General features: G+C 58.1%; 23 protein-coding genes. 1 reads left to right on the top strand and 22 read right to left on the bottom strand.

Annotated elements, in window-relative coordinates; translation table 11 throughout:
- Positions 1-211: 211 nt before the first annotated feature.
- On the top strand, positions 212-955 hold the full coding sequence (locus tag ABD796_RS10665) for a TraR/DksA C4-type zinc finger protein (protein ID WP_344907130.1): 744 nt from the start codon (positions 212-214) through the stop codon (positions 953-955).
- Between the two features lie 8 nt (positions 956-963).
- Here ABD796_RS10665 and ABD796_RS10660 read toward each other — a convergent pair whose 3' ends face one another.
- From ABD796_RS10660 to ABD796_RS10555, 22 genes are all read right to left on the bottom strand, one after another.
- Positions 964-1281: a DUF5665 domain-containing protein gene (locus ABD796_RS10660; protein ID WP_344907128.1), complete on the bottom strand. Its 318-nt coding sequence runs from the start codon at positions 1279-1281 to the stop codon at positions 964-966.
- Positions 1282-1454: 173 nt separating this feature from the next.
- Positions 1455-1931 (bottom strand): DivIVA domain-containing protein, encoded by a 477-nt coding sequence (locus tag ABD796_RS10655; RefSeq protein ID WP_344907125.1) that lies wholly within the window; start codon positions 1929-1931, stop codon positions 1455-1457.
- Positions 1932-2024: 93 nt separating this feature from the next.
- Complete coding sequence (locus tag ABD796_RS10650; protein ID WP_344907122.1) at positions 2025-2804, bottom strand: YlmH family RNA-binding protein; 780 nt, start codon at positions 2802-2804, stop codon at positions 2025-2027.
- A 7-nt stretch (positions 2805-2811) separates the two neighbouring features.
- A complete protein-coding gene (locus ABD796_RS10645) occupies positions 2812-3105 on the bottom strand; it encodes a YggT family protein (protein ID WP_344907119.1) in 294 nt (97 codons plus the stop codon).
- Between the two features lie 11 nt (positions 3106-3116).
- Entirely contained in the window at positions 3117-3557 is a 441-nt protein-coding gene (locus ABD796_RS10640) for a cell division protein SepF (RefSeq protein WP_344907116.1), read from the bottom strand.
- Between the two features lie 47 nt (positions 3558-3604).
- Positions 3605-4291: a YggS family pyridoxal phosphate-dependent enzyme gene (locus tag ABD796_RS10635; protein WP_344907113.1), complete on the bottom strand. Its 687-nt coding sequence runs from the start codon at positions 4289-4291 to the stop codon at positions 3605-3607.
- Positions 4292-4357: 66 nt separating this feature from the next.
- Positions 4358-5206 (bottom strand): peptidoglycan editing factor PgeF, encoded by an 849-nt coding sequence (pgeF, locus tag ABD796_RS10630; RefSeq protein WP_344907110.1) that lies wholly within the window; start codon positions 5204-5206, stop codon positions 4358-4360.
- A gap of 184 nt (positions 5207-5390) precedes the next feature.
- Positions 5391-5699, bottom strand: a complete 309-nt coding sequence (locus tag ABD796_RS10625; protein ID WP_344907107.1) for a YlmC/YmxH family sporulation protein — start codon at positions 5697-5699, stop codon at positions 5391-5393.
- A gap of 332 nt (positions 5700-6031) precedes the next feature.
- Complete coding sequence (gene sigG, locus ABD796_RS10620) at positions 6032-6814, bottom strand: RNA polymerase sporulation sigma factor SigG (RefSeq protein ID WP_344907104.1); 783 nt, start codon at positions 6812-6814, stop codon at positions 6032-6034.
- A gap of 227 nt (positions 6815-7041) precedes the next feature.
- Positions 7042-7764 (bottom strand): RNA polymerase sporulation sigma factor SigE, encoded by a 723-nt coding sequence (gene sigE / locus ABD796_RS10615; RefSeq protein ID WP_344907101.1) that lies wholly within the window; start codon positions 7762-7764, stop codon positions 7042-7044.
- 136 nt (positions 7765-7900) lie between these two features.
- Complete coding sequence (spoIIGA, locus tag ABD796_RS10610; RefSeq protein WP_344907098.1) at positions 7901-8824, bottom strand: sigma-E processing peptidase SpoIIGA; 924 nt, start codon at positions 8822-8824, stop codon at positions 7901-7903.
- A gap of 246 nt (positions 8825-9070) precedes the next feature.
- Complete coding sequence (gene ftsZ / locus ABD796_RS10605; RefSeq protein WP_344907095.1) at positions 9071-10207, bottom strand: cell division protein FtsZ; 1137 nt, start codon at positions 10205-10207, stop codon at positions 9071-9073.
- A gap of 46 nt (positions 10208-10253) precedes the next feature.
- Positions 10254-11498: a cell division protein FtsA gene (gene ftsA, locus ABD796_RS10600; protein WP_344907090.1), complete on the bottom strand. Its 1245-nt coding sequence runs from the start codon at positions 11496-11498 to the stop codon at positions 10254-10256.
- 349 nt (positions 11499-11847) lie between these two features.
- Complete coding sequence (locus ABD796_RS10595; RefSeq protein WP_344907087.1) at positions 11848-12663, bottom strand: cell division protein FtsQ/DivIB; 816 nt, start codon at positions 12661-12663, stop codon at positions 11848-11850.
- 98 nt (positions 12664-12761) lie between these two features.
- The gene (murA, locus tag ABD796_RS10590) at positions 12762-14039 is read right to left on the bottom strand and encodes a UDP-N-acetylglucosamine 1-carboxyvinyltransferase (RefSeq protein WP_344907084.1); all 1278 of its coding nucleotides are present in this window, start codon (positions 14037-14039) and stop codon (positions 12762-12764) included.
- A gap of 52 nt (positions 14040-14091) precedes the next feature.
- Positions 14092-14997, bottom strand: coding sequence for a UDP-N-acetylmuramate dehydrogenase (gene murB, locus ABD796_RS10585; protein WP_344907079.1), 906 nt, complete (start codon positions 14995-14997; stop codon positions 14092-14094).
- Positions 14998-15285: 288 nt separating this feature from the next.
- Positions 15286-16350 (bottom strand): undecaprenyldiphospho-muramoylpentapeptide beta-N-acetylglucosaminyltransferase, encoded by a 1065-nt coding sequence (locus ABD796_RS10580; protein ID WP_344907075.1) that lies wholly within the window; start codon positions 16348-16350, stop codon positions 15286-15288.
- Between the two features lie 5 nt (positions 16351-16355).
- A complete protein-coding gene (gene spoVE, locus ABD796_RS10575; RefSeq protein WP_344907072.1) occupies positions 16356-17453 on the bottom strand; it encodes a stage V sporulation protein E in 1098 nt (365 codons plus the stop codon).
- Positions 17454-17712: 259 nt separating this feature from the next.
- Positions 17713-19137, bottom strand: a complete 1425-nt coding sequence (gene murD, locus ABD796_RS10570; protein ID WP_344907069.1) for a UDP-N-acetylmuramoyl-L-alanine--D-glutamate ligase — start codon at positions 19135-19137, stop codon at positions 17713-17715.
- Between the two features lie 24 nt (positions 19138-19161).
- Positions 19162-20118 (bottom strand): phospho-N-acetylmuramoyl-pentapeptide-transferase, encoded by a 957-nt coding sequence (mraY, locus tag ABD796_RS10565; protein WP_344907066.1) that lies wholly within the window; start codon positions 20116-20118, stop codon positions 19162-19164.
- Between the two features lie 96 nt (positions 20119-20214).
- Positions 20215-21606, bottom strand: a complete 1392-nt coding sequence (locus ABD796_RS10560; RefSeq protein ID WP_344907063.1) for a UDP-N-acetylmuramoyl-tripeptide--D-alanyl-D-alanine ligase — start codon at positions 21604-21606, stop codon at positions 20215-20217.
- Positions 21603-23090, bottom strand: a complete 1488-nt coding sequence (locus tag ABD796_RS10555) for a UDP-N-acetylmuramoyl-L-alanyl-D-glutamate--2,6-diaminopimelate ligase (RefSeq protein WP_344907060.1) — start codon at positions 23088-23090, stop codon at positions 21603-21605. The genes ABD796_RS10560 and ABD796_RS10555 overlap by 4 nt, the downstream gene beginning before the upstream one ends.
- Between the last annotated feature and the right edge of the window lie 23 nt (positions 23091-23113).

Raw genomic sequence — 23113 nt, 5'->3', positions numbered from 1 at the left:
CCTCCCCGCGACATATGGTTCCGACAACTCGCATTGTAGCACAGCCGTCGCCCGCCCGTCCAATGGAATGGATAAGATCGCCATCGTCTTTTGGCGGAACCGCTTCGCAAGGAAATGTTGGCTTTCATATTTCCGCAAGCGGCGGTTAACGATATACGTATTGCTATGGCAATGCATTGCAGACGTTGCCGGAAAGGGGAAACGATTTTATATGAGAGCACTAACAGAGGAGCAGCGGTCCGCACTGAAGGATGTTCTGGAACAGGAACGCCGTTCCTTGGAGCAGCGGCTGGCGGACAACGGCCACTACGGCTTGTCCGATTCGCTCGGCTCCGGGACCGGGGAGCTGTCCGCCTATGACAATCATCCGGCCGATCTCGGCTCGGAGCTGTTCGAACGCGGCAAAGATATCGCCCTTAACGAGCATGACGAGCATCATCTGATCGATATAAACGACGCCCTCGAACGGATCAGGGAAGGCACGTACGGAACGTGCGTCGTATGCAGCAGCCCGATCCCGTTCGAACGACTGGAGGCGATGCCCACAACGGAATATTGCTTCGAACACGTTCCCGACCGGGAACTGTCGTTGCGGCGTCCGGCCGAGGAACAAGTGCTGGAGCATCCGTTCGGCCGTACGAGCATGGACGAGCGTTCGGACGAGACGGAATTCGACGGCGAAGACGCCTGGCAGATCGTCGAAAGCTGGGGCAATTCGGACAGTCCGGCCATGGCGGAAAATCCGGAGGTTCACGATTACGACTCCATGTACATTGAAGCGGACGAAAACGAAGGCTTCGTGGAGTCTTACGAAAGCTTCGTCGCCACCGACTTGTACGGCCAACAGGTGACGGTCGTGCGCAACCGCCAATACCGCGAATATATCGAGCGCGGAGACGGCGAGCCGCTGCTCGAGCCGGAACCTTACCAGGATATGGAGGACGGTTTAAACTAAGTCCGTTCTTAAAAGGCCCGGCCCTCCAGCTGCACTTGGACAATCTGGATTATATCGGCGATAAAGTCGCCGATGATCGGCAAATTCAGCGCGCCGAGCAGACGAAGCACGTACAGGATGGTCGCCGCGAACACGGTGAAGCCGATCGCAATCCCGACGCCTCGCGCGACGCCCGCATACAAATTGGTGAAAATGATTTTCCGCGGCCGGTTCAGCAGCATGACGTAATCGGCAATTTGCGTCTTCTCCAGCTGATCGGCGATTTTGATCAGTCTCGTATTCAAATTGTCAAGCGAAGTCGGTTCCGGTTTGTCGGTAGCCGGCATCTCCATTCCCCCTTCGATATCGGATCGCCTTTAGTAGTTATTACCGCAACCGGTCCGCCTCATTCCCTACGGGGACGCTTCGGCGACGAATCGCCGAAACGATGAAAAGCCTCTCGCCCTTGTACGGACGAGAGGCTGCTCTCGCGGCGCCACTCTGCATGCTTATGCGCAATCTATGCGTTTTCTTCCTTCGGATCGAGCGTGTCCCACTGATCGGTGCCCAGCATTTCCATCTGCGCCTCGACAAGGGTCCGAAACCGGGTGCGGTAAATGGTCGCCTGTTTTTTCAGTTCCTCGGTTTCGAGGGAGATTTTACGCGACTTGACGAGCGATTCGTTAATAATCCGGTCGGCATTTTTCTCCGCCTCTTTAATGATCAGCTGCGCTTCCTTCTTGGCATTGCTGCGGACCTCGTCCGCTGCTTCCTGAGCGACGATGATCGTCTTGCTGAGCGTTTCCTCGATGTTGGCAAAATGATCGAGCCGCTCCTGCAGCGAGGCCACCTGGTTTTGCAAATCTTTATTTTCACGTAAGTAAATCTCGAAATCTTTAATAACTTGATCAAGAAATTCGTTAACCTCGTCCTCGTTATATCCGCGAAGACGTCGCCCGAACTCCTTGTTATGTATATCCAATGGCGTTAACGGCATTGGCGCACCTCCTGTGTATGATGACGAGCGAAAAATCGCTTTCAATCCCCGATATACAACTTTCGACGGGAATCACGAAATTCCTGCACCGCCCTACACGAATTTGCCAATTTTCAAGCGGACTCTGCCTTTCTTCGTCTCGCCCTCGACCTCAAGCAGCTTGAACCGGCCAAAGCCCTGGAAAGAAACGACATCCCCTTCTTTAAGCGGCTTGGACGGGTCTTCCTCGGGTTTCCAGTTCACCTTGCAGCGGCCCGACTTGATCGGCTGAAGCACCTTGGCCCGGCTCAAGCGATAGACATCGCTTACAATGCCGTCCAGACGCAAAGAAGCGACCGTCAGCCCCATCGTCTCCAAAGACGGGAGCGCCGCCTGCAAACGGTCTAGCGGCAGCATCTCGGTCTGTACGTGTGCCCGGTGCACCTGCTGCAAGTGCAAATGAACGTAGTCGATCATCTCGCTGGCAATCAGACAATGGCAAGCTCCGTCCCCGACATGGATGTCGCCAAGCTTGTCACGCTTGATGCCGACGCCCAGCAGCGAACCGAGAAAGTCCCCGTGGTCCAGCTGCGTGAACTTGGTGTCGTCCGAAGTAATGCAAAGCAGCCCGATACCGGGCTCCTCTTCGTCGATATCCCGATATGCGGGAGCGACGATCGCCCGCTTGCGCTCGGCTTGTTCGTATCCGCCGTCGAAGCGGACCTGAACATCGCCTTCGCGGTTGGCGAGCGACTGTACGATAAACGCCTGACGCGGGTCGAGAAAGTCGGTCAACTTGACCGCATGCTGCTCGACCGCACGCGCAATCCATTCCTGTGCCTTGTCTACAAAACGGTGCTCGTCGGGGTGAAAATGGGAGTACAAATCCGCCACGGCCCGATCACCCGAATGCGCTGAGCACGTACGCAAATACCGCCTGCAGCCCGACAATAACAAAACGAAGAGCGATCAAAGCGACGATCGGAGAAATGTCGATCATTCCGCCGATAGGCGGGATAAACCGACGGAAAAGCGAAAGGTAAGGCTCGACAAGCTTGCCCAATATTTCGCCGATAAAGCTGGCCCGGGCATTAGGCAGCCAGGAAAGCAGCACATACGCAATCACCAGATACGTATATACCGTCCCCAACTGGCCGATGTACCCGAGAATGGAATCGATCGTTGCCGGACTCAATACATTCACCTCTATCGATTATATTCATCTTGTTCGTTCAGCATTTCCGAGATGGCCCCCTGAATTTCCACCGACTCGGGCGTGCACAAAAAAATGTTCGGGCCGATCTTCGTAATGCCCCCGTTCAGGGCATATACCGTACCGCTTAAAAAGTCGACGATACGTATCGCCTGCTCGGTCCGCACGCGCTGCAAATTGACCACGACCGGCCGCCGCGAGCGGAGATGGTCGGCAATTTCCTGCGTCTCCTCATAGGAGCGCGGTTCGTTCAGAACGACCCGGACGTTGCGCTGGGAATGAATGCTGACGATGTTTCCCTTATTAGATTTACGTGCGTCCGCCGGAACGGTTTCATGATCATCCGGATCGTCCGTCGTTCTCGTGTCGCGTTCGACGACTTCTTCTTCGTCCTGCAGACCGACAAAGTTCAAAAAACGGTTCATAACTCCCATTACGATTTTCCTCCTTTGTGATCAATTTCATACGCGACCGATGTCACTTATCCTTCTTTACCCACCAGTACGGTGCCCAAACGGAGCCAGGTCGCGCCTTCCTCGATGGCAACCTCGAAGTCGTTGGACATCCCCATGGAGAGATGCTTCACTTCATATCCGAGAGTTCCGGCTGCATTCAGTCTGTCCCGCAGCTCCCGCAGCCCGCGGAATACCGGTCTCGTCGCTTCGGCCTCGGCCTCGTAAGGCGCCATCGTCATCAGTCCGGCGATGCGCAAGGACGAATAAGAAGCAATCTGTCCGGCAAAATCAAGAAGCTGTTCCGGAGCGAGCCCGTATTTGGTCTGCTCGCCGGACACGTTCACTTGCAGAAAGCATTCGGCGCGGATGCCGAGCTTTGCGGCATGCTTGTCCAGCTCCCCCGCCAGCGATAGCCGGTCCAGCGAATGTATGTAGGCAAACTTGCCGATAACGTCTTTCACTTTGTTCGTCTGCAAATGTCCGATAAAATGCCACACCGCTCCGGCGCCGATCGCATTCCATTTCGCCTCGGCATCCTGCCAGCGGTTTTCTCCGACGTGGAGCAGGCCGCACTCGACCGCTTCCTTCGCCGTATCCGTGGACACGTATTTCGTAACCGCGATCATGTTCACGTCTTCGCGTCTCCGGCCGCTGCGCAAGCACGCCTGCCCGATCCGTTCTTCGACCTGAAGGATGCGTTCCTGCATTCCCAAGCTTGTCCAACCCTTTCCTTCATCGTCCCGCGATGGTTCTTTATATCTTCGCGCACCGCCCGGGCTTTACAGCGCCAGCCCGATCCACGACGCCATGCGACCCGTCTTTCCCCGCTCCTTGCGATGAGAGTAGAACAGATCGGTGCGGCATCCGGTGCACATCTCACATATTTCGATATGCGTCGGCAATATTCCTGCTTTTATCATAATTTGTCCATTTAATTGTTGCAAGCCGAGCATCGTCTTGCCAGGCCGCCCCGGACGGCAAACCGCTTCGCGCATTGAAGCGTCGGCTCCGATGTCCGTCAAGCATTCGTCGATCCGCTCCGTCACGGTCGAATCCACCTCGTAGCAGCATGGCCCGATAGACGGCCCCACGGCGGCCAGCACGTCCGCCGGATTCGTGCCGAACGACCGCGTCATCTCTTCCACCGTACGGCGGGCAATTTGCAGCACCGTGCCTTTCCAGCCCGCATGGGCAAGACCTACGGCTTCACGCACCGGATCGAAAAAATAGAGCGGCACGCAATCGGCATAAAAGGAAGTCAGCCATATTCCCCGCTCGTTCGTAATCAGAGCGTCCGTGTCGGGAATTGCATCTTCACGGGTCAGCCTCCCTCTCCCACGGTCGCTCCGGGCGACGACGGCCACCTGGCAGCCGTGCACCTGCTCCCCGCAGGTCCACGCTTCGAAAGGAACGTTCAGAGACGCCGCCAGCCGCTTGCGGTTGTCCGCCACAACGGACGGATCGTCCTGAATGTGCAGCGCGCAATTCAGAGAATCGTACGGAGCTTGGCTCACTCCGCCCAATCGCGTCGTAAACCCGGCGCTCAGCCCCGGATGCCCGCTTTCCCAACGGGTTATATGCAAGCTGGCCGGTTCGCCCGGCCGCTGTGTCAATTGAAACGGCTCCACGCGTGTCCTCCCCTTCCCTTAGCTTTTCCAGTATACCATACCTGGGGCGCGCTGCAGCCAGGCCCGTTATGTTTCCTGGCAAAAATCGGCAGACGCTGAGCCCGGACAGCTTAGCCGCCCAGGCCGTGCCACAGCATATGTCCGAAACGGAAAGCCAAGCTTGCCGTTGCGCGGCATGCCGGCATCAGCTCCCCCGGTAGGTCGTCCGCTGCGAATAATCGAGCTCCGCCTCGGCATCCCCTTCGACGCGGTACGCCTTGACGTCCTCCAGCTTGACGAGCACGACGTCCATGCCGATCTTGACGATGTTGCGCCAAGGGATGACCACATCGGCCCCCCCGCCGAACATGCCGAAAAACTTGCTGTGGTTCGGCACGACGATGGCGTCAATGCGGCCTTGACGCAAATCGAGCTCCAGATCGCTGATTTGCCCCAGCTTTTTGCCGTCGACGATATTGATGACGTCTTTTGATTGAAAATCGGATATTTTCAAGGCGAATCACCACGAATCCCTGAAGTTTTTGCGAGCCTAATCGCTCTGCCGCACAAGGGCGCGAGTCGTTCCCTCGACCGGGACCGGTTGGCAGAGCGCTTCGGTCGTTTCGGCCGACGGACCCTTTCGGCCCGACCTTCATCCCTTGTGTACTACTTCATTATATGTGGGCATTCACCAAAATGTCCTGCCGCGGCGTCATGACAAGCTGTATTTCTTGGGATACTACTGAAAATGCCTCATCGCAAAACGTGAAAAAGCCGTTGAGCTTCATCTGAAGGTCAACGACCGTTGTCCATTCCGGGCGCGGATTTGGCGCCCCGACGGTTTCGTTATGTTTTGACGTGCTTCTGCATTTGCGATATCGCCGACTTTTCCAGACGGGACACCTGGGCTTGCGAAATGCCGATCTCGTCGGCCACTTCCATCTGCGTCTTGCCTTCGAAAAAACGCATGGACAAGATCATTTTCTCGCGGTCGTTCAGCTTCCGCATCGCCTCCCGCAAAGCGATTCCTTCGATCCATGACACGTCCTTGTTGCGGTCGTCGCTAATCTGATCCATCACGTAGATCGGATCGCCGCCGTCATGATAGATCGGCTCGAACAGCGAGACCGGGTCCTGAATCGCATCGAGGGCGAACACCACATCCTCCTTAGGAACGTTGAGCGCCTCGGATATTTCGTAAACGGTCGGCTCCCGCGAGTTGGAGTTGGTCAGCTGATCGCGCACCTGGAGCGCCTTATATGCGATATCGCGGAGCGAGCGGGATACCCGGATCGGGTTGTTGTCGCGCAAGTAGCGCCGGATTTCCCCGATAATCATCGGCACCGCGTATGTGGAAAATTTGACATTCTGGCCCAAATCGAAATTGTCGATCGCCTTCATGAGCCCGATACAGCCGACCTGAAACAAATCATCGACGAATTCGCCGCGGTTATTGAAGCGCTGAATGACGCTCAGGACCAATCGCAAATTGCCGTTAACCAATTTCTCTCTTGCTGCTCGTTCGTTTCTCGTCTGAAGCTGTACGAACAATTCCCGCATTTCCGTGTTCGTCAGAACAGGCAGTTTCGAAGTATCAACACCACAAATCTCGACTTTGTTTCGGGTCAACGTGAATACCTCCCAAGGAGAAACATTACTGTTAATTATCTCCCTGGAAGTTTTTTTTATGCGCTCCAGTACGGGAATACACGTTCCCCTGTCACCTTGGAAATCGCTTACAGCTTACTCTCCGTTCACTCTCCTTCTGTAAAAATAATCCGCAATTTCGAAGTCGGCAGCCGGCGGTTCGTCGCAGCGACAGGGGGCAAAAAAAGAGAAGCCCGCCCAGCTTCTCCTTATACCATCTTGTTGAACTCCTTGCGCAGTCTCTTGATAATCCGTTTCTCCAGCCGGGATATGTACGATTGTGAGATGCCGAGCATGTCGGCCACATCCTTCTGCGTCTTCTCTTCCCCGTCCTGCAGCCCGAAGCGGAGCTCCATAATGATTCTCTCCCGTTCGGTCAGCTTATCCAATGCTTTATGTAACAGCTTGCGGTCCACCTGCTCCTCGATGTTGCGGTAAATCGTATCGTTCTCGGTGCCGAGCACGTCGGAAAGCAGCAGCTCGTTGCCGTCCCAATCGATGTTCAGCGGCTCGTCGAACGACACTTCGGTGCGCACCTTGCTGTTGCGCCGCAAGTACATCAAAATTTCGTTCTCGATGCAGCGGGAAGCGTAAGTGGCCAGCTTGATTTTCTTCTCCGGATCGAACGTATTGACCGCCTTGATCAGGCCGATCGCGCCGATCGATACCAAATCCTCGATATTGATGCCGGTGTTCTCGAACTTCCGGGCGATATACACGACAAGCCGCAAGTTTCGCTCGATCAGCATGGCCCTTATGGCCGTATCCCCCGAAGGAAGCTTCCCGAGCAAATACTCTTCCTCTTCCCGGGTAAGGGGAGGAGGCAGCGCCTCGCTGCCGCCGATGTAATAAATCTCGTCGCTTTTCAGACCGAGCAGGAACAGAAGCCGGTAGTAGAGCAGTTGAGCCATCAGTTTCCACTTGAGTAGCATGTAGTTCCCTCCTGAGGGCTTTTCGGAGAAAAGCCGGCATTTTTCCGATCCCGACGAGCCGCGCCCGGCCTTCTCAACGATCTGTGCCCCTGATGGACCGCGATTTCGGGAAAAGGCCGGAATATTCGTAGGGCGCTTAAGCTTCCAGCTGAACCAGCGTCGGGTGAATGATCGCCTGATACGACCCGTCCGCGCACAGCTTGCCGCCATCGAGTCCGACAAGCACTTTCTCGTTTGCGATTTCCGTTTCGTTGTGTACGATCACAACCTTGTCGGGCTTTAGCGCCAACATGAATTGCGTTCCGCGGTTCACCCCCCGGTAAGGAATAAGTCGAAGCCGGTCCTGCCAGACGAACGTCTCCGTGCCGATGGCAGCCACGAGCTGATCGACCTCGCATTCCCGGATTCGCTTCAGCCACGATTCCGGCAGCACCTCGATCCATTGGGTCGCTTCCACGACCATGACCGGCGTACGCGTCAACGGGTCGTACAATTGATTGCCTGTGTCGATCAAGCCGGTGCAAACGGCTTCGAAATCGTCGATGAGGATGCGCACCTGCGCCAGGTAATGCGTCATCTCCTTCCTGCGCTTCGCGCTGACGAATACGACCTTGAACATCCAGACAAGCGGCGCGAACGTGAGCACGACGAGCAGCATACCCACGTTGACCGAGTGCGCCAGCCCTCCCGAGCTTGTCACGACAATGCCGTTCATGACTTCGCCCGGCGACTGCATGAAGTAGTGGATGCCGAACATCCCGCCCGCCACGGCGAAGCTGACCAAATAAAACGTCCCTACATTGCGCAAAAAGGACTGCAGCCCGCCGAAGCCGAAAGCGATTGCGACCATGGCCAGCGAAAACAGGCATTTCACCGCGAACGTAAACATAAATGATAAGGAAGGCGCAAGCATCATCACGACATAGGAAGCGCCGAGAGCTGCCGATGCGCCGAGCCGCCACCAGCTTGGCCGGATATGGCGGACGCGGGCGGTCACGCATAGAATGACTCCGTCGATCAAAAAATTGGCCAGGAAGATCAGATCCAGGTAGACGACCATTCCGTTCCCCCCGCCCGGTGCACGATGCGAAGACGGCGAACGCGCCGGGCTGCGGAGAGCCTGTACGCCCCTAGGACGCTGCGGCGGTTCGGACATCGTTCGAATCGTGAAATCGACTTTAGTATATAGTAAGCATATTTCAAAGTCTGTCTAAACTTGTCACCCTCAATCATCTTTTTTTAGCGAAAAAAGCACAAAAAAACAGCCCCGGGCATGCGGGACTGCGTTCGTGTACCAAGTATGCGATTAACGTCCTGTCGGATTGTTTTTGCCGCGGTTGCGCAAAAACGTCGGGATATCGAGCTGATCGCCCGAAGGCTGGCTGCCGAACGGACGGACTCCGCCTCCCGGCTTGTCCAACGGCTCCGCACCGGATTGGCCGGATAAACCGGTTCCGCCGCGCCGTTGCGGCTGCGGGATAGGCGAAGGTTTATGCTCGAAGCCGGTAGCGATAACGGTAACCATAATCTCATCGGTCAGCTTGTCGTCAATGCCCGCTCCGAAGATCATGTTGACCTCGGGGTCGGAGGCCGAAGCGACAATATCCGCAGCCTCGTTGACCTCGTACAGGCTGAGGTTGGCGCCGCCGGTAATATTCATCAGTACGCCGCGCGCCCCGTCGATCGACGTTTCCAGCAGCGGGCTCATGATGGCTTTTTTGGCCGCTTCGGCCGCACGGCTTTCGCCAGTGGCGATGCCGATGCCCATCAGCGCCGAACCGCGCTCGGTCATGATCGTCTTCACATCGGCGAAGTCGAGGTTGATCAGCCCCGGAACCGCGATCAAGTCGGAAATGCCTTTGACGCCTTGACGAAGAACGTTGTCCGCTTCGCGGAACGCTTCCAGCATAGGCGTCTTTTTATCGATAATTTCGAGCAGCCGGTCGTTCGGAATGACGATCAGCGTGTCGACTTTTTCCTTCAGCGCATTGATGCCCTGATCGGCCTGACCGGCCCGCTTGCGGCCTTCGAACGTAAACGGCCGGGTAACGACCCCGACGGTCAACGCTCCGCATTCTTTGGCGATCTCGGCAATAACAGGCGCAGCGCCCGTTCCCGTTCCGCCGCCCATGCCGGCCGTGACGAATACCATGTCCGCGCCGCGCAGCGCGTTAATAATCAAATCGCGGGATTCCTCCGCGGCTTTCTTGCCCACATCGGGGTTCGCCCCCGCTCCAAGACCGCGGGTCAGCTTCTCGCCAAGCTGCAGCTTGATTTCCGATTTGGCCGTCTGCAGCGCCTGCGCGTCTGTATTGGCCGTAATGAATTCGACGCCTTTCAGGCCGAACTCGATCATCCGGTTCACGGCATTGCTGCCGCCGCCGCCGACCCCGATCACCTTGATTTTGGCAAGCGATTCCATCTCCACATCAATCTCAAACATAAAAGTTTTATCCTCCCTCAAGTGCTCATGTTCGTTTGCCGCGAAGCTAAATGAACTCGCTTAAATAATTTTTAATCCGTTCGAACAGCCCGGGCTTGTTCTCTTTGGGCGACGACTTTTTGTTCGCGACCGGAAGTTTCTTCACGGCAGTGCTCGTTCGTGCACGCGCGAATTTGGAGACGAAATGAATAATGCCGACACCGCTCGTATAAGCGGGGTCGCGCACGCCGATGAAATCGGGTACCGCCAGCCTGACCGAATTTTCCAGCTCGGCCTGAGCGATTTCAAGAACGCCGGGCATTGATACGGCTCCGCCGGTCAGCACGTAACCGCCGGAAACCTCGTTGAATCCCAGCCGGTGCACCTCGGCGCGGATCAATTGAAATATTTCCTGAACCCTCGGTTCGATAATTTGCGCCAAATCGACTTGAGAAAATTGCTTGTCGACGTTGCTGCCGATCCGGTTCACCTTGAACACCTGATCTTCCGCCGCGTCATAGACGACGGCGCAGCCGAACTTCAGCTTGATCTTCTCGGCGATGTCCAACTGGGTCCGCAGGCCGATCGAGATGTCGTTCGTAATGAACTCTCCGCCGAGCGGCAAAGTCGAAGTGGCGCACAAGCTGCCCTCTTCAAACACGGCGATCGTAATCGCGCCCGCTCCGACGTCGACCAGCACCGTGCCGATCGTTTTCTCGTCTTTGGATAAGCAAAGCTGTCCTGCTGCCAGAGACATGAGGACGACGCCGGATACGCGCAATCCCGACTTCTCGACGCAGCGAAGCAGGTTATGTATAGATGTTTTGGCGCCGGTGATGATGGTCGCTTCCACTTCAAGCCGAACGCCGATCATGCCTCTCGGGTCCTGAATTCCCTCCAAACCGTCAACCACGTACTGTTTCGGCACTACGCCGATAATTTCCCTCTCCGGTGGAAGGGCGATCACCCTGGACGCCTGCAAAACGCGCTCGATATCCTCTTCGCCGATTTCCCGGTCCTCATTCGATACGGCCACCACGCCATGGCTGGTCTGTAAAGCGATATGATTACCGGCTATGCCGACATACACTTCCGATATTTGAATGCCCACCATTCGCTCGGCATGATCGATCGCGTTCCGAATCGACTGCACGGTCTGATCGATATCAACGATAGCTCCCTTGCGAATGCCCTCCGAGTCGGCAGAACCGACCCCGATTATATGAATGGCGCCGTTATTCAATTCGCCGATAATCGCTCGCACTTTGGACGTACCGATGTCCAGACTCACAATGATGTCATTGCTGCTCAACCCTTGGCACCTCCCAGTAATTCATATGGTTTGGTGAACTTGCACAAAACACCTCTATACCTATTCCACACGGCTAATGGTTTCCCTCTTTTTTTAACAATTTTTTATCCTTTTTACGGCTGCCAAATATGCCCACTCGCCAGGAGAAAGCGAAAAAAGTTCGCACGATCCCATAATTACAATTCTACCATTTATTAAAAGAGTTGAGTAGTGTTTTTTCATAGTCTTCAACTCCTTCGAAAGGCCGTCGTTACTAAGAAAAGGAGGCTTCATGCCCCCTCCTCGAACCGCGAAGTTTCATTAGCGGGAAAGCGCCTCGCGGACAGGCGCCTTCCATAGAGTATTCGGATCAGTTCGCTTTTTTGGAGCCTGCGGGCGCATTGCCTTTTTTGCCGTCCGCGTTCTTCGACGAATCGGCCGTTCCGTAATACTGCTCGAACGGAATATGCGTGTTTGCCTCCAGCAGCTCGAAGACTCCCGAATCGACGGACTTGTCCGACATTTGCTCGATCATTTCGCTCAAATACTGGATTTTGTCCTGCAAATACGTCACTGTCGTGTATACCTCGAATTGCGAGCGGGTGTACATCTTGATTTTGTCTTCGTATGTATACGTCGGCGAAGGCTTAATCTCCGAAATTTCCGCCAGCGTCTTGTCCGATATGAGGCGTAGCGTTTGACACAGCTTGAGCTTCCATTCGCTGCCTTCCTCCCAGCCGGACAGAATCGGCTTGTCCACCACGATGCCGTTGTCCTTGACCGGAATCGCCAAACCGTTGGCGAGCAGCATTTCCTTCTGCCCGTCCGGGCGGATCTGGAACGCCACGCGCGGGTATTCTTCCACGATGAGAGTCAGCGAGCCGGGAAATTTTTTGCGCACCGTCGCTTTCTCGATAGCCGGCAGCTTGCGCAGACGGGCTTCGACGGCAGCCGAACGGAAGCCGAAGAAGTTGTCGCCGTTCTCGATACCGGCTGCCTGTCCGATCTCTTCGGCCGACAGCGCGGAGTTGCCCTGGATGTCGATCTGCGCGACTTTGCTCAAGGAAGAACGGAAAAACAAAACGGCCAGCAGCGTTATGAACAGCAGCACCAAGAAGAAAATCAGCTTGCGGCTGCTGCGGATTCTGGGTCGCTCCTCGCGGAGCACGGGCATTCTTTCCTGCACAATGGCAACCTCCTCGCCGGGCTCGCTAATCTGTAACGCCGTTCATCCCCTTCCTGTTCAAGAAGGGGACTTGCTGGCGGTTATAGTCGCAACGTTCGTTAAGGAACTTTCAGTTGACGGGCCGGACTGTATCGCTCGATCTTGGCACCGAGCCGACGGAACATGTTCTCGATCCGGTCGTAGCCGCGGTCGATATGATGGACCTGCTCCACCACCGTCGTGCCGTTGGCGGCCAGACCGGCAATGACGAGAGCGGCTCCGGCGCGCAGGTCGGTCGCTTCGACCGTTGCCCCGTACAGCCTCGGCACCCCGCGAATAAACGCGCTGCTCTGGGCGACCCGGATGTCCGCACCCATACGCGCAAGCTCATCGACATGCTTGAACCGGCCCTCGAACACCGTTTCCTTGATCACGCTCATCCCTTCGGCCAGCGACAGAAATACCATCATCTGCGCCTGCAGGTCGGTCGGGAACGAAGGATGCGGCGACGTGATAATGCGCTCCACCGCCCTCGGGCGGGTAGAACAGCTTACGGACATTATATCATCGTCGACGGCGATTTGAACACCTGCCCGCTTCATCGCATGGATGACCGACGTCAGATGGGAGGGACAGACGTGCTCCAGCGTAATGCTGCCTCTTGTCGCGGCAGCCGCCACCATCAGCGTTCCGGTCACAATCCGGTCCGGGATGACCCGGTAGGCGCGCGGCGTAAGCCCGGCCACTCCCTCGATCGTGATCGTATCCGTTCCCGCGCCGATCAAGTTGGCGCCCATCGCGTTCAAGAAGTTTTGCAAATCCTGAATTTCCGGCTCGCGCGCCGCATTGGAAATCGTCGTAATGCCGTCGGCCAGAGCGGCCGCCATCATGATGTTTTCCGTGGCGCCGACGCTCGGATAATCGAGCCAGATGTCCGCGCCCTTCAGCCGGTCGGCGCGGCACGTAATCGTATCGCCTGCTTCTTCGATCGTCGCCCCGAGCGCCTGCAGCCCTTTCAGGTGCAGGTCGATCTTGCGTTCCCCGATCGCGCAGCCGCCCGGCTGGTACACCTGCACGTGGCCGAAGCGGGAGAGCAGCGGGCCCATGAGAAAGATCGAGGATCGCATCTGCTTCATCAGTTCTTCGGGCACGTGCGACGAATGGGCCGAAGCCGTTTCCAGCGAGACGACGTCATCCTTGAGCTCCGCCTTGCAGCCAAGCCCGCGCAAAATGTCCAGCATCACGTGAATATCGAGCAAATCCGGCACGTTCCCGATCCGGTGAACGCCCGCCGCCATCGTGCATGCCGCGAGAATCGGCAGAGCGGCGTTTTTGGCGCCATGAATCCGGACGCTGCCGGACAATGGTTTCCCGCCTTCGATAACCAGCTTCTCCAATGTAATACCCTCCCGAAAGCCTGCGTGCCGCGGGAACCGGTTGGAACCGGTTTTATCGTTCGCCTACGATCAATACTTCGGGCGTCAGCTCGATGCCGAACGCTTCCTGAACCGAATGCTGCATATGGCTCATCAGCCTCAGAACGTCTTCCGCCTTCGCCCCTCCGGTATTGATGATGAAGTTGGCGTGCTGTGTGGACACCTCCGCGCCGCCGATCCGGTACCCCTTCAAGCCGGCGTCCTCGATCAGCTTGGCCGCAAAGCGGCCCTCGGGGTTGCGGAACGTGCTGCCCGCGCAAGCGAGCTGCAGCGGCTGCGTGCGCAGCCGGCGCTCCTTGAACGCCGCCATCACCGCCGCGATTTCCTTTGGGTCACCGCGCTCCAGTTGAAGCACGGCTTCCGTCACGATACCGGGACGGGTATGCAGCACCGAATGCCGATAAGCAAACTCCATCTCTTCACGCTGCCAACGTACCGTTTCTCCGGTTTCCAGCACAATCTCGGCTTCTTTGAGAATACGTGACATATCCGAACCGTGAGCCCCCGCGTTCATGTAGACGGCTCCCCCTACGGTACCGGGGATGCCCGAGGCAAACTCCAGCCCGGTCAATCCTTGCTTGCTTGCCCGAACGGATAAGGGAATCAGCGATACCGCTCCGCCCGCCGCTACGACATCCCCGTCGTAGCGGATCGTATCGAGCCCTCTTCCGAGCTTCACGGTTACGCCGCGCACCCCTTTATCGGACACGAGCATATTCGAGCCTCGGCCGATCGTCGTAAACGGTTGACCCAAACGGTGCAAAACCCTCATCGTTTCCGCAAGCTCGCCCGTCCCGTCAGGGATGACGAGCACGTCTGCGGGTCCCCCTATTTTCCAAGTCGTGTAATTGGCGAGCGGTTCGTCAAGCAGCACCTTGCCCGCCCGGGCTGCAATCAATTCTTGTATAACCTGGTGCATAGGGGAAAACCTCCTTCACGAAAGTCGGGGACTTGACGACGACCCGAGGCGCCTGCAGACGCCGGCGGGCGTTATCAAGTCCGAACACGCCTGAGAAAAAACGGCCATTTTTTCCGCGCGGTGCTTTCCGCGGTCTCCCGGTTACTGTCACGGTTATACTGTATAGTATGTAGGCCGTCGGGATGTGTGACAAACGCCCATGGGCACGGAGAACCGCAGACGCGCGCGGATAAGCGGAAGGAACGGCCCGGAGCCGGACGACAGACGCGGCGGGCGTCGTCGGTACGGTCAGCGGGCCGTCGCTTCGATCAACCGAATGATGGATGCGATGCTGTCCTGGTTGGAATGCCGGCTCATCCGCTCCACGTAAACGTCGCGGTCTGCATACAGCTGGAAGAGCGCTTCGGCGAGCGTCTCCGCATTCATGCTCTCCTCTTCCATCACTTCGCTGTAGCCTTGCGCTCGGAACGACTCCGCGTTCAGGATCTGATCGCCGCGCGAAGCGTTGCGGGTGAGCGGAACGAGCAGCATCGGCTTCTTGAGCGACAAAAACTCGAATATCGAGGTGGAGCCGGATCGCGAGACGACGACGTCGGCCATGGCCAGCAGATCGGGCAGCTCGCCCGATACGTATTCGAACTGCCGGTAGCCGCGTACGCGCGTCAATGCCGGGTCGAGATTGCCTTTGCCGCAAAGATGCACGACTTGAAAACGCTCGAGCAGCCGCTCCAGGCCGCCGCGCACCGCTTCATTGATAACTCGCGAGCCGAGACTGCCGCCCATGACGAACAGGACCGGCTTTTGCTTGTGAAAGTTGCATATATCGCGCCCTTTGGCCGGATTGCCCCGAAGCATTTCGTCGCGGATCGGCAGTCCGGTGTATTCCGCCTTGCCGCCGCGCAAATGACGGGCCGTTTCGGGAAAAGTAACGCATACCCGCGCCGCGAACGGAACGGACAGCTTGTTGGCCAGTCCGGGCGTCATATCCGATTCGTGGATAATGACGGGAACCCGGTTCATCCAGCCGGCCACGACGACCGGAACGGACACGAAGCCGCCTTTGGAGAAGACGGCATTCGGCTTCAGCTTGCGTATGACCCGGTAGGCGTCGGCGACGCCCTTTAATACTTTGAACGGGTCTTTTATATTTTTGAGGTCGAAATAGCGCCTCAGCTTGCCGGACGATATCGGGTGGAAGCGGATGCCCGTTTCTTCGATAATCGATTTTTCGATACCGTCGGCCGAGCCGATATAATCGACGCTCCAGCCTTGCTCCTTCAGTCTGGCGATGAGCGCCAGATTCGGGGTCACGTGCCCCGCCGAGCCGCCCCCGGTGAAAACGATCGATTTCAAGTCGGTCACCTCGCATAGCGGGAAATATTCAATAGCACGCCGATAGCGGTCAGCATCAGCGTCAAGGAAGAGCCGCCCGCGCTGATCAGCGGAAGCGTAATGCCGGTAACCGGGAACATGCCGATGACGACGCCGATATTAATGACGACCTGCACGGCGATCATGCCGACAATGCCGACGGCAAGCAAGCTGCCGAACGTGTCGGGTGCCGTTATCGCCGTCCGCATCCCTCGCCAGACGAGCAGGCCGAACAGCAGCAAAATCGTGGCGCCGCCGATAAAGCCCAGTTCCTCGGCGATAATCGAAAAAATAAAGTCGGTTTGCGGTTCCGGCAAATAGCTGTACTTTTGCCGGCTCATCCCGAGCCCGAGGCCGGCCAGTCCGCCCGGACCGATCGCATACAGCGATTGAATCGATTGGTAGCCCGCTCCGAGCGGGTCTTTCCACGGATCGAGGAAGGCGGTGATCCGCTGGAGCCGGTAAGGCGCAGCAGCGATCAGGCCGACAAAGCCGGCCAAGCCGACGAGTCCCAGATAGGACAGATGAGAGATTCTCGCCCCCGCCGTATAAATGATCAGCAGCGAGGCCCCGACAAGCACGGCCCCGGTTCCCAGGTCAGGCTGCAGCATGATCATGCCGAACGCCAGCCCCATCAAGCCCAAAGGCGGCATCAGGCCGCGGGTAAACTGCGTAATTTTCGACTGCTCCTCGCTCAGCATCTTGGCCAGAAACACGATCATGCCGAGCTTCATGAATTCCGACGGCTGAATGCCGAACGAGCCGATGCCGAGCCAGCTTCTGGCCCCGCCGCGGACGACGCCGATGCCCGGAATGAGCACGATGACGAGCAGGGCGAAGCAGACGAGCAGCGCGACCTTGGCGTATTTTTTCCAAACCCAATAATCGACGTTCATCGTAACGAACATCGCCGCTACGCCCAGCACCGCAAATATAAGCTGGCGTTTCAAATAAAAAAAGTAATCGCCGTAATCGTGAAAAGCGAGAACCGCGCTGGCGCTGTATACCATCACAACGCCGATCGTCAAAATAAGCAGCGTGGATATCAACATCCACAGATCGGGGAACGAACGCATCTTCGACATCGCCGCATAACCTCCATAGACGGGAGACCGCGGAACGCATGGCGGGAGGTTGTCCTTCGTTCGATGCCTCCCGGCGGGCGCTCCGGCAACCGGAAGCGTTTATGCGGCTTCCGCGGTTTTCCCACTCTTGGGCTTGTTTGCAGCGACTGCCTCCTCTGCCGCTCCCGATGGCCGCCGCGCCGCCCTTTTGCAATCGGGCACCTGCCGGCAAACCTTCCTCGCTTCGCTTTGGCGTTCGGTCGATGTAAACAAGCCTCTGTTACAATTTATGCACCGACTCTTTAAACATGCGTCCCCGAATCTCGTACGATTCGAACATATCCCAACTGGCGCAGGCCGGCGAGAGCAGCACGACATCGCCCGCTTCGGCGAAGGCGTTGGCCGCCCGGACGGCGGCATCGAGCGTATCGGCTGCGCTGTTCCCAGTATCGACCGTTTTCACCGCGCTAATCCCCGCCTGACCCGCCAGCGCCGCGAACTGGTGCCGCGTTTCGCCGAGCGAGACGACCGCCTTGACGTTGCGCCGCAGGTAGGGCAGCAGATCGGCGAACTCCGATTTGCGGTCCTGCCCCCCCGCGATCAGCACGACCGGGCGCTCGAACGAGCGGAGCGCGGTAATCGTGGCCAACGAATTCGTCGCTTTCGAATTGTTGTAAAAAACGACCCCGTCGCGGTCCAGCACGTGCTCCAGACGATGCTCGACTCCGCGGAAATCGCGCAGCGCCCTGACGATCGCTTCGAGATCCGCTCCTGCGGACAAGGCTATCGCTACGGCGGCCAATGCGTTCGCCGCATTGTGCTTGCCCGGAATGCCAAGCTGATTCGCCTCGATGACGAACGTCTCTCGCCCGGAGCCGTCCCGGTACACAATCCGGTGCTCGTCGGTCAGCGCTTCATCCTCAGAAGCCAGCGGCGGCTCCAGCATGACTCCTGCGGGAAGCCGTTCCTTCATCGAGAACAGAACGAGGCGGGCTTTGATTCCCGGAGCGAGTGACCGGCAGAAAGCATCGTCCCAGTTCAGCACGGCGATGTCCCCGGGACCTTGATTGGCAAACAGCTTCGCCTTCGATTCCGCATAGTCTTCCATTGTGCCGTGATAATCGAGATGCGTCTCGCATATATTCAAGAGACAAGCAATCGCCGGGCGAAAGCCGGACGTTCCTTTCAATTGAAAGCTGCTCAGCTCCACAACCATCCGGTTGGCTTCCGTCGCTTCGACTGCGGCCTCGCACAGCGCGCGTCCGATATTGCCGGCAATGATCGGGTACAGCTCGGCCTCGTCCAGCATGCGTCCGACCCATGTCGTCGTCGTGGTCTTGCCGTTGCTGCCGGTAATGCCGATGATCGGCGCTTTGCAGATGTACCCGGCGACCTCGACCTCCGTCACGATTTCGATGCCTAGCCGCAGCGCGTCTTGCACCGGGGGAATCGTATACGGAATGCCGGGGTTTTTCACCACGAGCGCCACTCCCGGATGAATGAGCGTATCCGGATGGCTGCCGCAAACAACAGAAATACCCAGGGCCTCCAACTCGCCGGCCTCAGGGCATAAGGAACGTTCCTTCTTATCGTTGACGGTCACGGCCGCGCCGTGACCGTGAAACAGCTTCGCTACCGCCACCCCGCTTCTTGCCAGGCCCAGGATAACGACTTCCCGGCCCCGGTAGGTTTCTGGATGATTCATGAGCAAGCACTCCCACCTTTATGTTTACAAATTGAACAACGCCAAGCCTGCGCAGACGAGACCGGCAAACCAGAACGTAACGACGATCCGCCATTCCGACCAGCCGACGAGCTCGTAGTGATGATGGATCGGACTCATTTTGAAGACGCGTTTGCCGCGCGTCTTGAACGAGACGACCTGAATGACGACGGACAGCAATTCGATAACGAATACGGCGCCCACGATCAGAATAAGGAGCTCCGACTTGGTCAAAATCGCCGCGGCCGCGAGACCGCCGCCGATGCCGAGCGACCCGGTGTCGCCCATGAACACTTTCGCCGGATGGGCGTTGAATACGAGAAAACCGAGCACCGCGCCGACCATTGCAGCGGAGAATATCGCCGTCTCCATCTCCGAATGCACCATCGCGATAATCGTGTAGGCGCCAAAGGCGATGGCGCTCGTACCGGCGAGCAAACCGTCCAGACCGTCGGTGAAATTGACCGCGTTGGACATGCCGAGCATCATGATGACGACGAACGGCACGTACAACCACCAGCCGATTTCCAGCGAATAGTCGGTGAACGGAATCGTCAGGCCCGTCGTATGTCCGCTCCGGTAAAGCAGGAAGCAGACAATGCCGGAGACAAGCAGCTGGCCAATCAGCTTTTGCCGGGCGGTCAGACCGAGCGAGCGTTTGAACAAAATTTTAATATAATCGTCCAGAAAACCGACCAATCCGTAACCGAGCGTAGCGATCAGCAGAATGACGCTGTCGGCGGTACTGTCGGAAAACCGCAAAAAGGCGATCGACAAGGCAAGCAAAATGATCGTGCCGCCCATCGTGGGGGTACCCGCTTTTTTGAGATGCCCTTGCGGACCGTCGGTGCGGATTTGTTGGCCGAACTTGAGACGCCGCAGTATCGGGATGCAGATCGGCCCCAATATAATCGCAAGCAGGAAGGCGGCTCCCATCGTAAACCATATTTCTTTCATCATCATGACGGTGTTCGTTCCCCCTCCTTTCTACTCTGAACCGTTTGCGCCGGTTGCCGCAGCGTGACCGTTCGTCGGACTGGCGCTACGGCAAAGACGCTTCTACAGCGGCGCTTCGGCAAGCTGCCGGACGACTTCCTCAAGTTGCATGCCCCTCGAGCCTTTGACGAGCACGACATCGTCGCCGGAGGCGAAGCCGGCGATATGCCGGGCCAGATCCTCCTTGCTGTCGAACGAGCGGACGCGCCCTTCCGGGAACGAAACCCCGGCGGCGGCGGCGGTATGCTTCGACAGCGGCCCGAATGTGCAGACGTAATCGGCCCCTTCGGGCGTCAGCGTCGAGCCGACCTCGCGGTGAAACTGCTCCTCCCGCTCCCCGAGCTCCAGCATATCCCCGAGCACGACGATTTTGCGGCTGTAGCCGGTCAGCTCCTTCAGCAGCTCGAGAGAGGCAAGCGTCGAGGCCGGGCTGGCGTTGTACGCATCGTTCAGAATCGTCAGTCCGGACACGCCCTTCAGCCGTTCGATCCGCATGCCTGTCGGCTGCATCCGCTCCAGCCCGGAGGCGATATCGGCGTCGCTCAAGCCGAAATGCCTCCCGATGGCGATCGCCGCAAGGGCGTTCACCGCATTGTGGCGGCCGAGCAGCGGGATGCGGAATTCGCTGCCGGCCTCGCTGCTCACCGTAAACCGCGTCCCGTCCTGCTCCATGACGATCTCTTCGGCCCGCAGGTCGTTGTCCGCCCCCGTTCCGAAGCGGACGCGCGCGAAGGCGCGAGGCTTAACAGTCGACGGAAGAAGCGTTTCGAGCAGCGGCTCATCTCCGTTGTAGGCGAACAGACCGTTCTCGCGCAAGCCGCCTAGCAGTTCCAGCTTGGCGCGAGCGATTCCTTCTCTGGAACCGAGCCGCTCCAGATGAGCTTCGCCGATCATCGTGATGACGGCCGCTTCGGGACGGGCGATCTGCGCCAGCAGCTCGATTTCCCCGAAGCCGCGCATGCCCATCTCCAGCACGGCCAGCTCGGTGCTCTCGTCCATTTGCAAAATCATCAACGGCAATCCGATATCTCCGTTCAGGTTGCCCTCGGTCTTGTGGACCTTATATCGCACGGCCAGCACGGCCGCGATCATATCCTTCGTCGTCGTCTTACCGTTGCTGCCGGTAATGCCCACGATCCGCACCGGAAGCTGCTCGCGGTAGCGCGACGCCAACCTCTGCATGGCGGCCAGACTGTCGTCCACGACGATGACGGGAACGCCTGCCGGCGGCTCGCCGCGGTCGCTTTGCCACAATGCGGCGCTCGCTCCGCGCGCGATCGCCTCGGCCGCGTACTCGTGGCCGTCGAACCGTGCGCCGATCAGCGGCACGTACAGATTGCCCGGTCCGATCGTCCGCGTATCCTTGGATACGCCAGTGACGGGGAGCGAGTCCTCGCCTCCGTGCCTTGTTCCGTTAACCATGACGGCGATTTCGCCTAACGTGCGCTTGATCACTTCGATCTACCCCTTAGCGCTTCCTGGGCGACAAGTCGGTCGTCAAAATGAAACTGGACGCCGCCCACGATTTGGATTGGTTCATGCCCTTTTCCCGCAATTAATATTACATCGTCAGGGCTTGCCATTTCAACTGCTTTATGGATCGCCTCGCGCCTATCCGCGACGAGCTCGTAGCGGTCCGGGCCGATGCCCTGGCGGACAAGGCCCGGCTCGATTTCGGCTAGAATCGCCTCCGGCCGCTCCGACCTCGGGTTATCGGAGGTGACGATACAGTAATCGCTGTAGCGCGCCGCTATGGCTCCCATCAGCGGCCGCTTGGAGCGGTCGCGGTCGCCGCCGCAGCCGAACACCGTAATCAGCCGTCCCGCGCAAAACTCGCGGATCGTGCTGAGCGCATTTTCCAGACCGTCCGGCGTATGCGCGTAGTCGACAATGACCAAGAAGTCGTCCGCGCCTCCCACCGCTTCCATCCGTCCGGGCACGACGTTCACCCTGCCTAGACTGTCCGCGATATCCGCGAGCGGAATGCGCTCGACCCGTACCGCGGCAATCGCCGCGAGTGCGTTGTAAATATTGAATTTGCCGACCAGCTGCATGTTCACTTCGGCTTCTTCGCCGAAGGCGGAGACCGTAAACCGCGTTCCTTGCGGAGACAGCCGTATATCGGCGGCCCGCACATCGGCATCGGCCCCGAGACCGTACCGGATCACTTGCGCGCCGGTCAGCCTGGCGTAGTCTGCGGAAGCGTCATCGTCGGCATTGAGCACTGCAAAGGCGGCTTCGTCCGGGTCCTCGGCGAATTCGTTGCCGAGCCGTGAGAACAGCAGCCCTTTCGCCGCCTTGTACCGGTCCATCGTATGGTGAAAGTCGAGATGATCCTGGGTCAAGTTCGTAAAGACGGCGGTGCGGAACCGGCAGCCCTTCACCCGGCCCAGCTCCAGCGCGTGGCTGGACACTTCCATAACGGCGAATTCGGCTCCGGCGTCGCGCATGTTGCGCAGGTTCATCTGCAAATCCGCCGCTTCCTGCGTCGTACGCTCCGCTTCGAACCAACGGTCGCCGATCTTCATGCTAATCGTGCCCATTAAGCCGGTGTTGAACTGTCGGTCGCGCAAAATATGCTCGATCAGCATGCTGGTCGTCGTCTTGCCATTCGTCCCCGTAACGCCGATCAGCTTCAGCTCCCGGCTCGGGTACCGGTAGAAGGAGCAGGCGATGACGGCCATCGCATAGCGAGCATCGCGCACGAACAGCTTCGGCAGCGCAACCGGGACGTCGCGCTCCACGACCAGCGCCGCCGCTCCCGCCGCTGCGGCTTTGGCGGCGAAGTCGTGCCCGTCGCTGACGAGACCCGGGATGCATATAAACAGATCGCCCGGACGCACTTTGCGGGAGTCGGTCTGAACGCCGGCTATGACCGTATCCGCATCCTCGGCTACCCGCGATCCTATGAAAAGCGAAGCAAGCTGGTCCAGCCGCATATTACCCCTCCACACGCTCAAAA

Source organism: Paenibacillus hodogayensis (genome assembly GCF_039536325.1).
In the GTDB taxonomy this organism is placed as follows: Bacteria; Bacillota; Bacilli; order Paenibacillales; family NBRC-103111; genus Paenibacillus_AB; species Paenibacillus_AB hodogayensis.
Note: the sequence above shows the minus strand (reverse complement) of the source record. Positions and strands in the feature narration are given on the sequence as shown.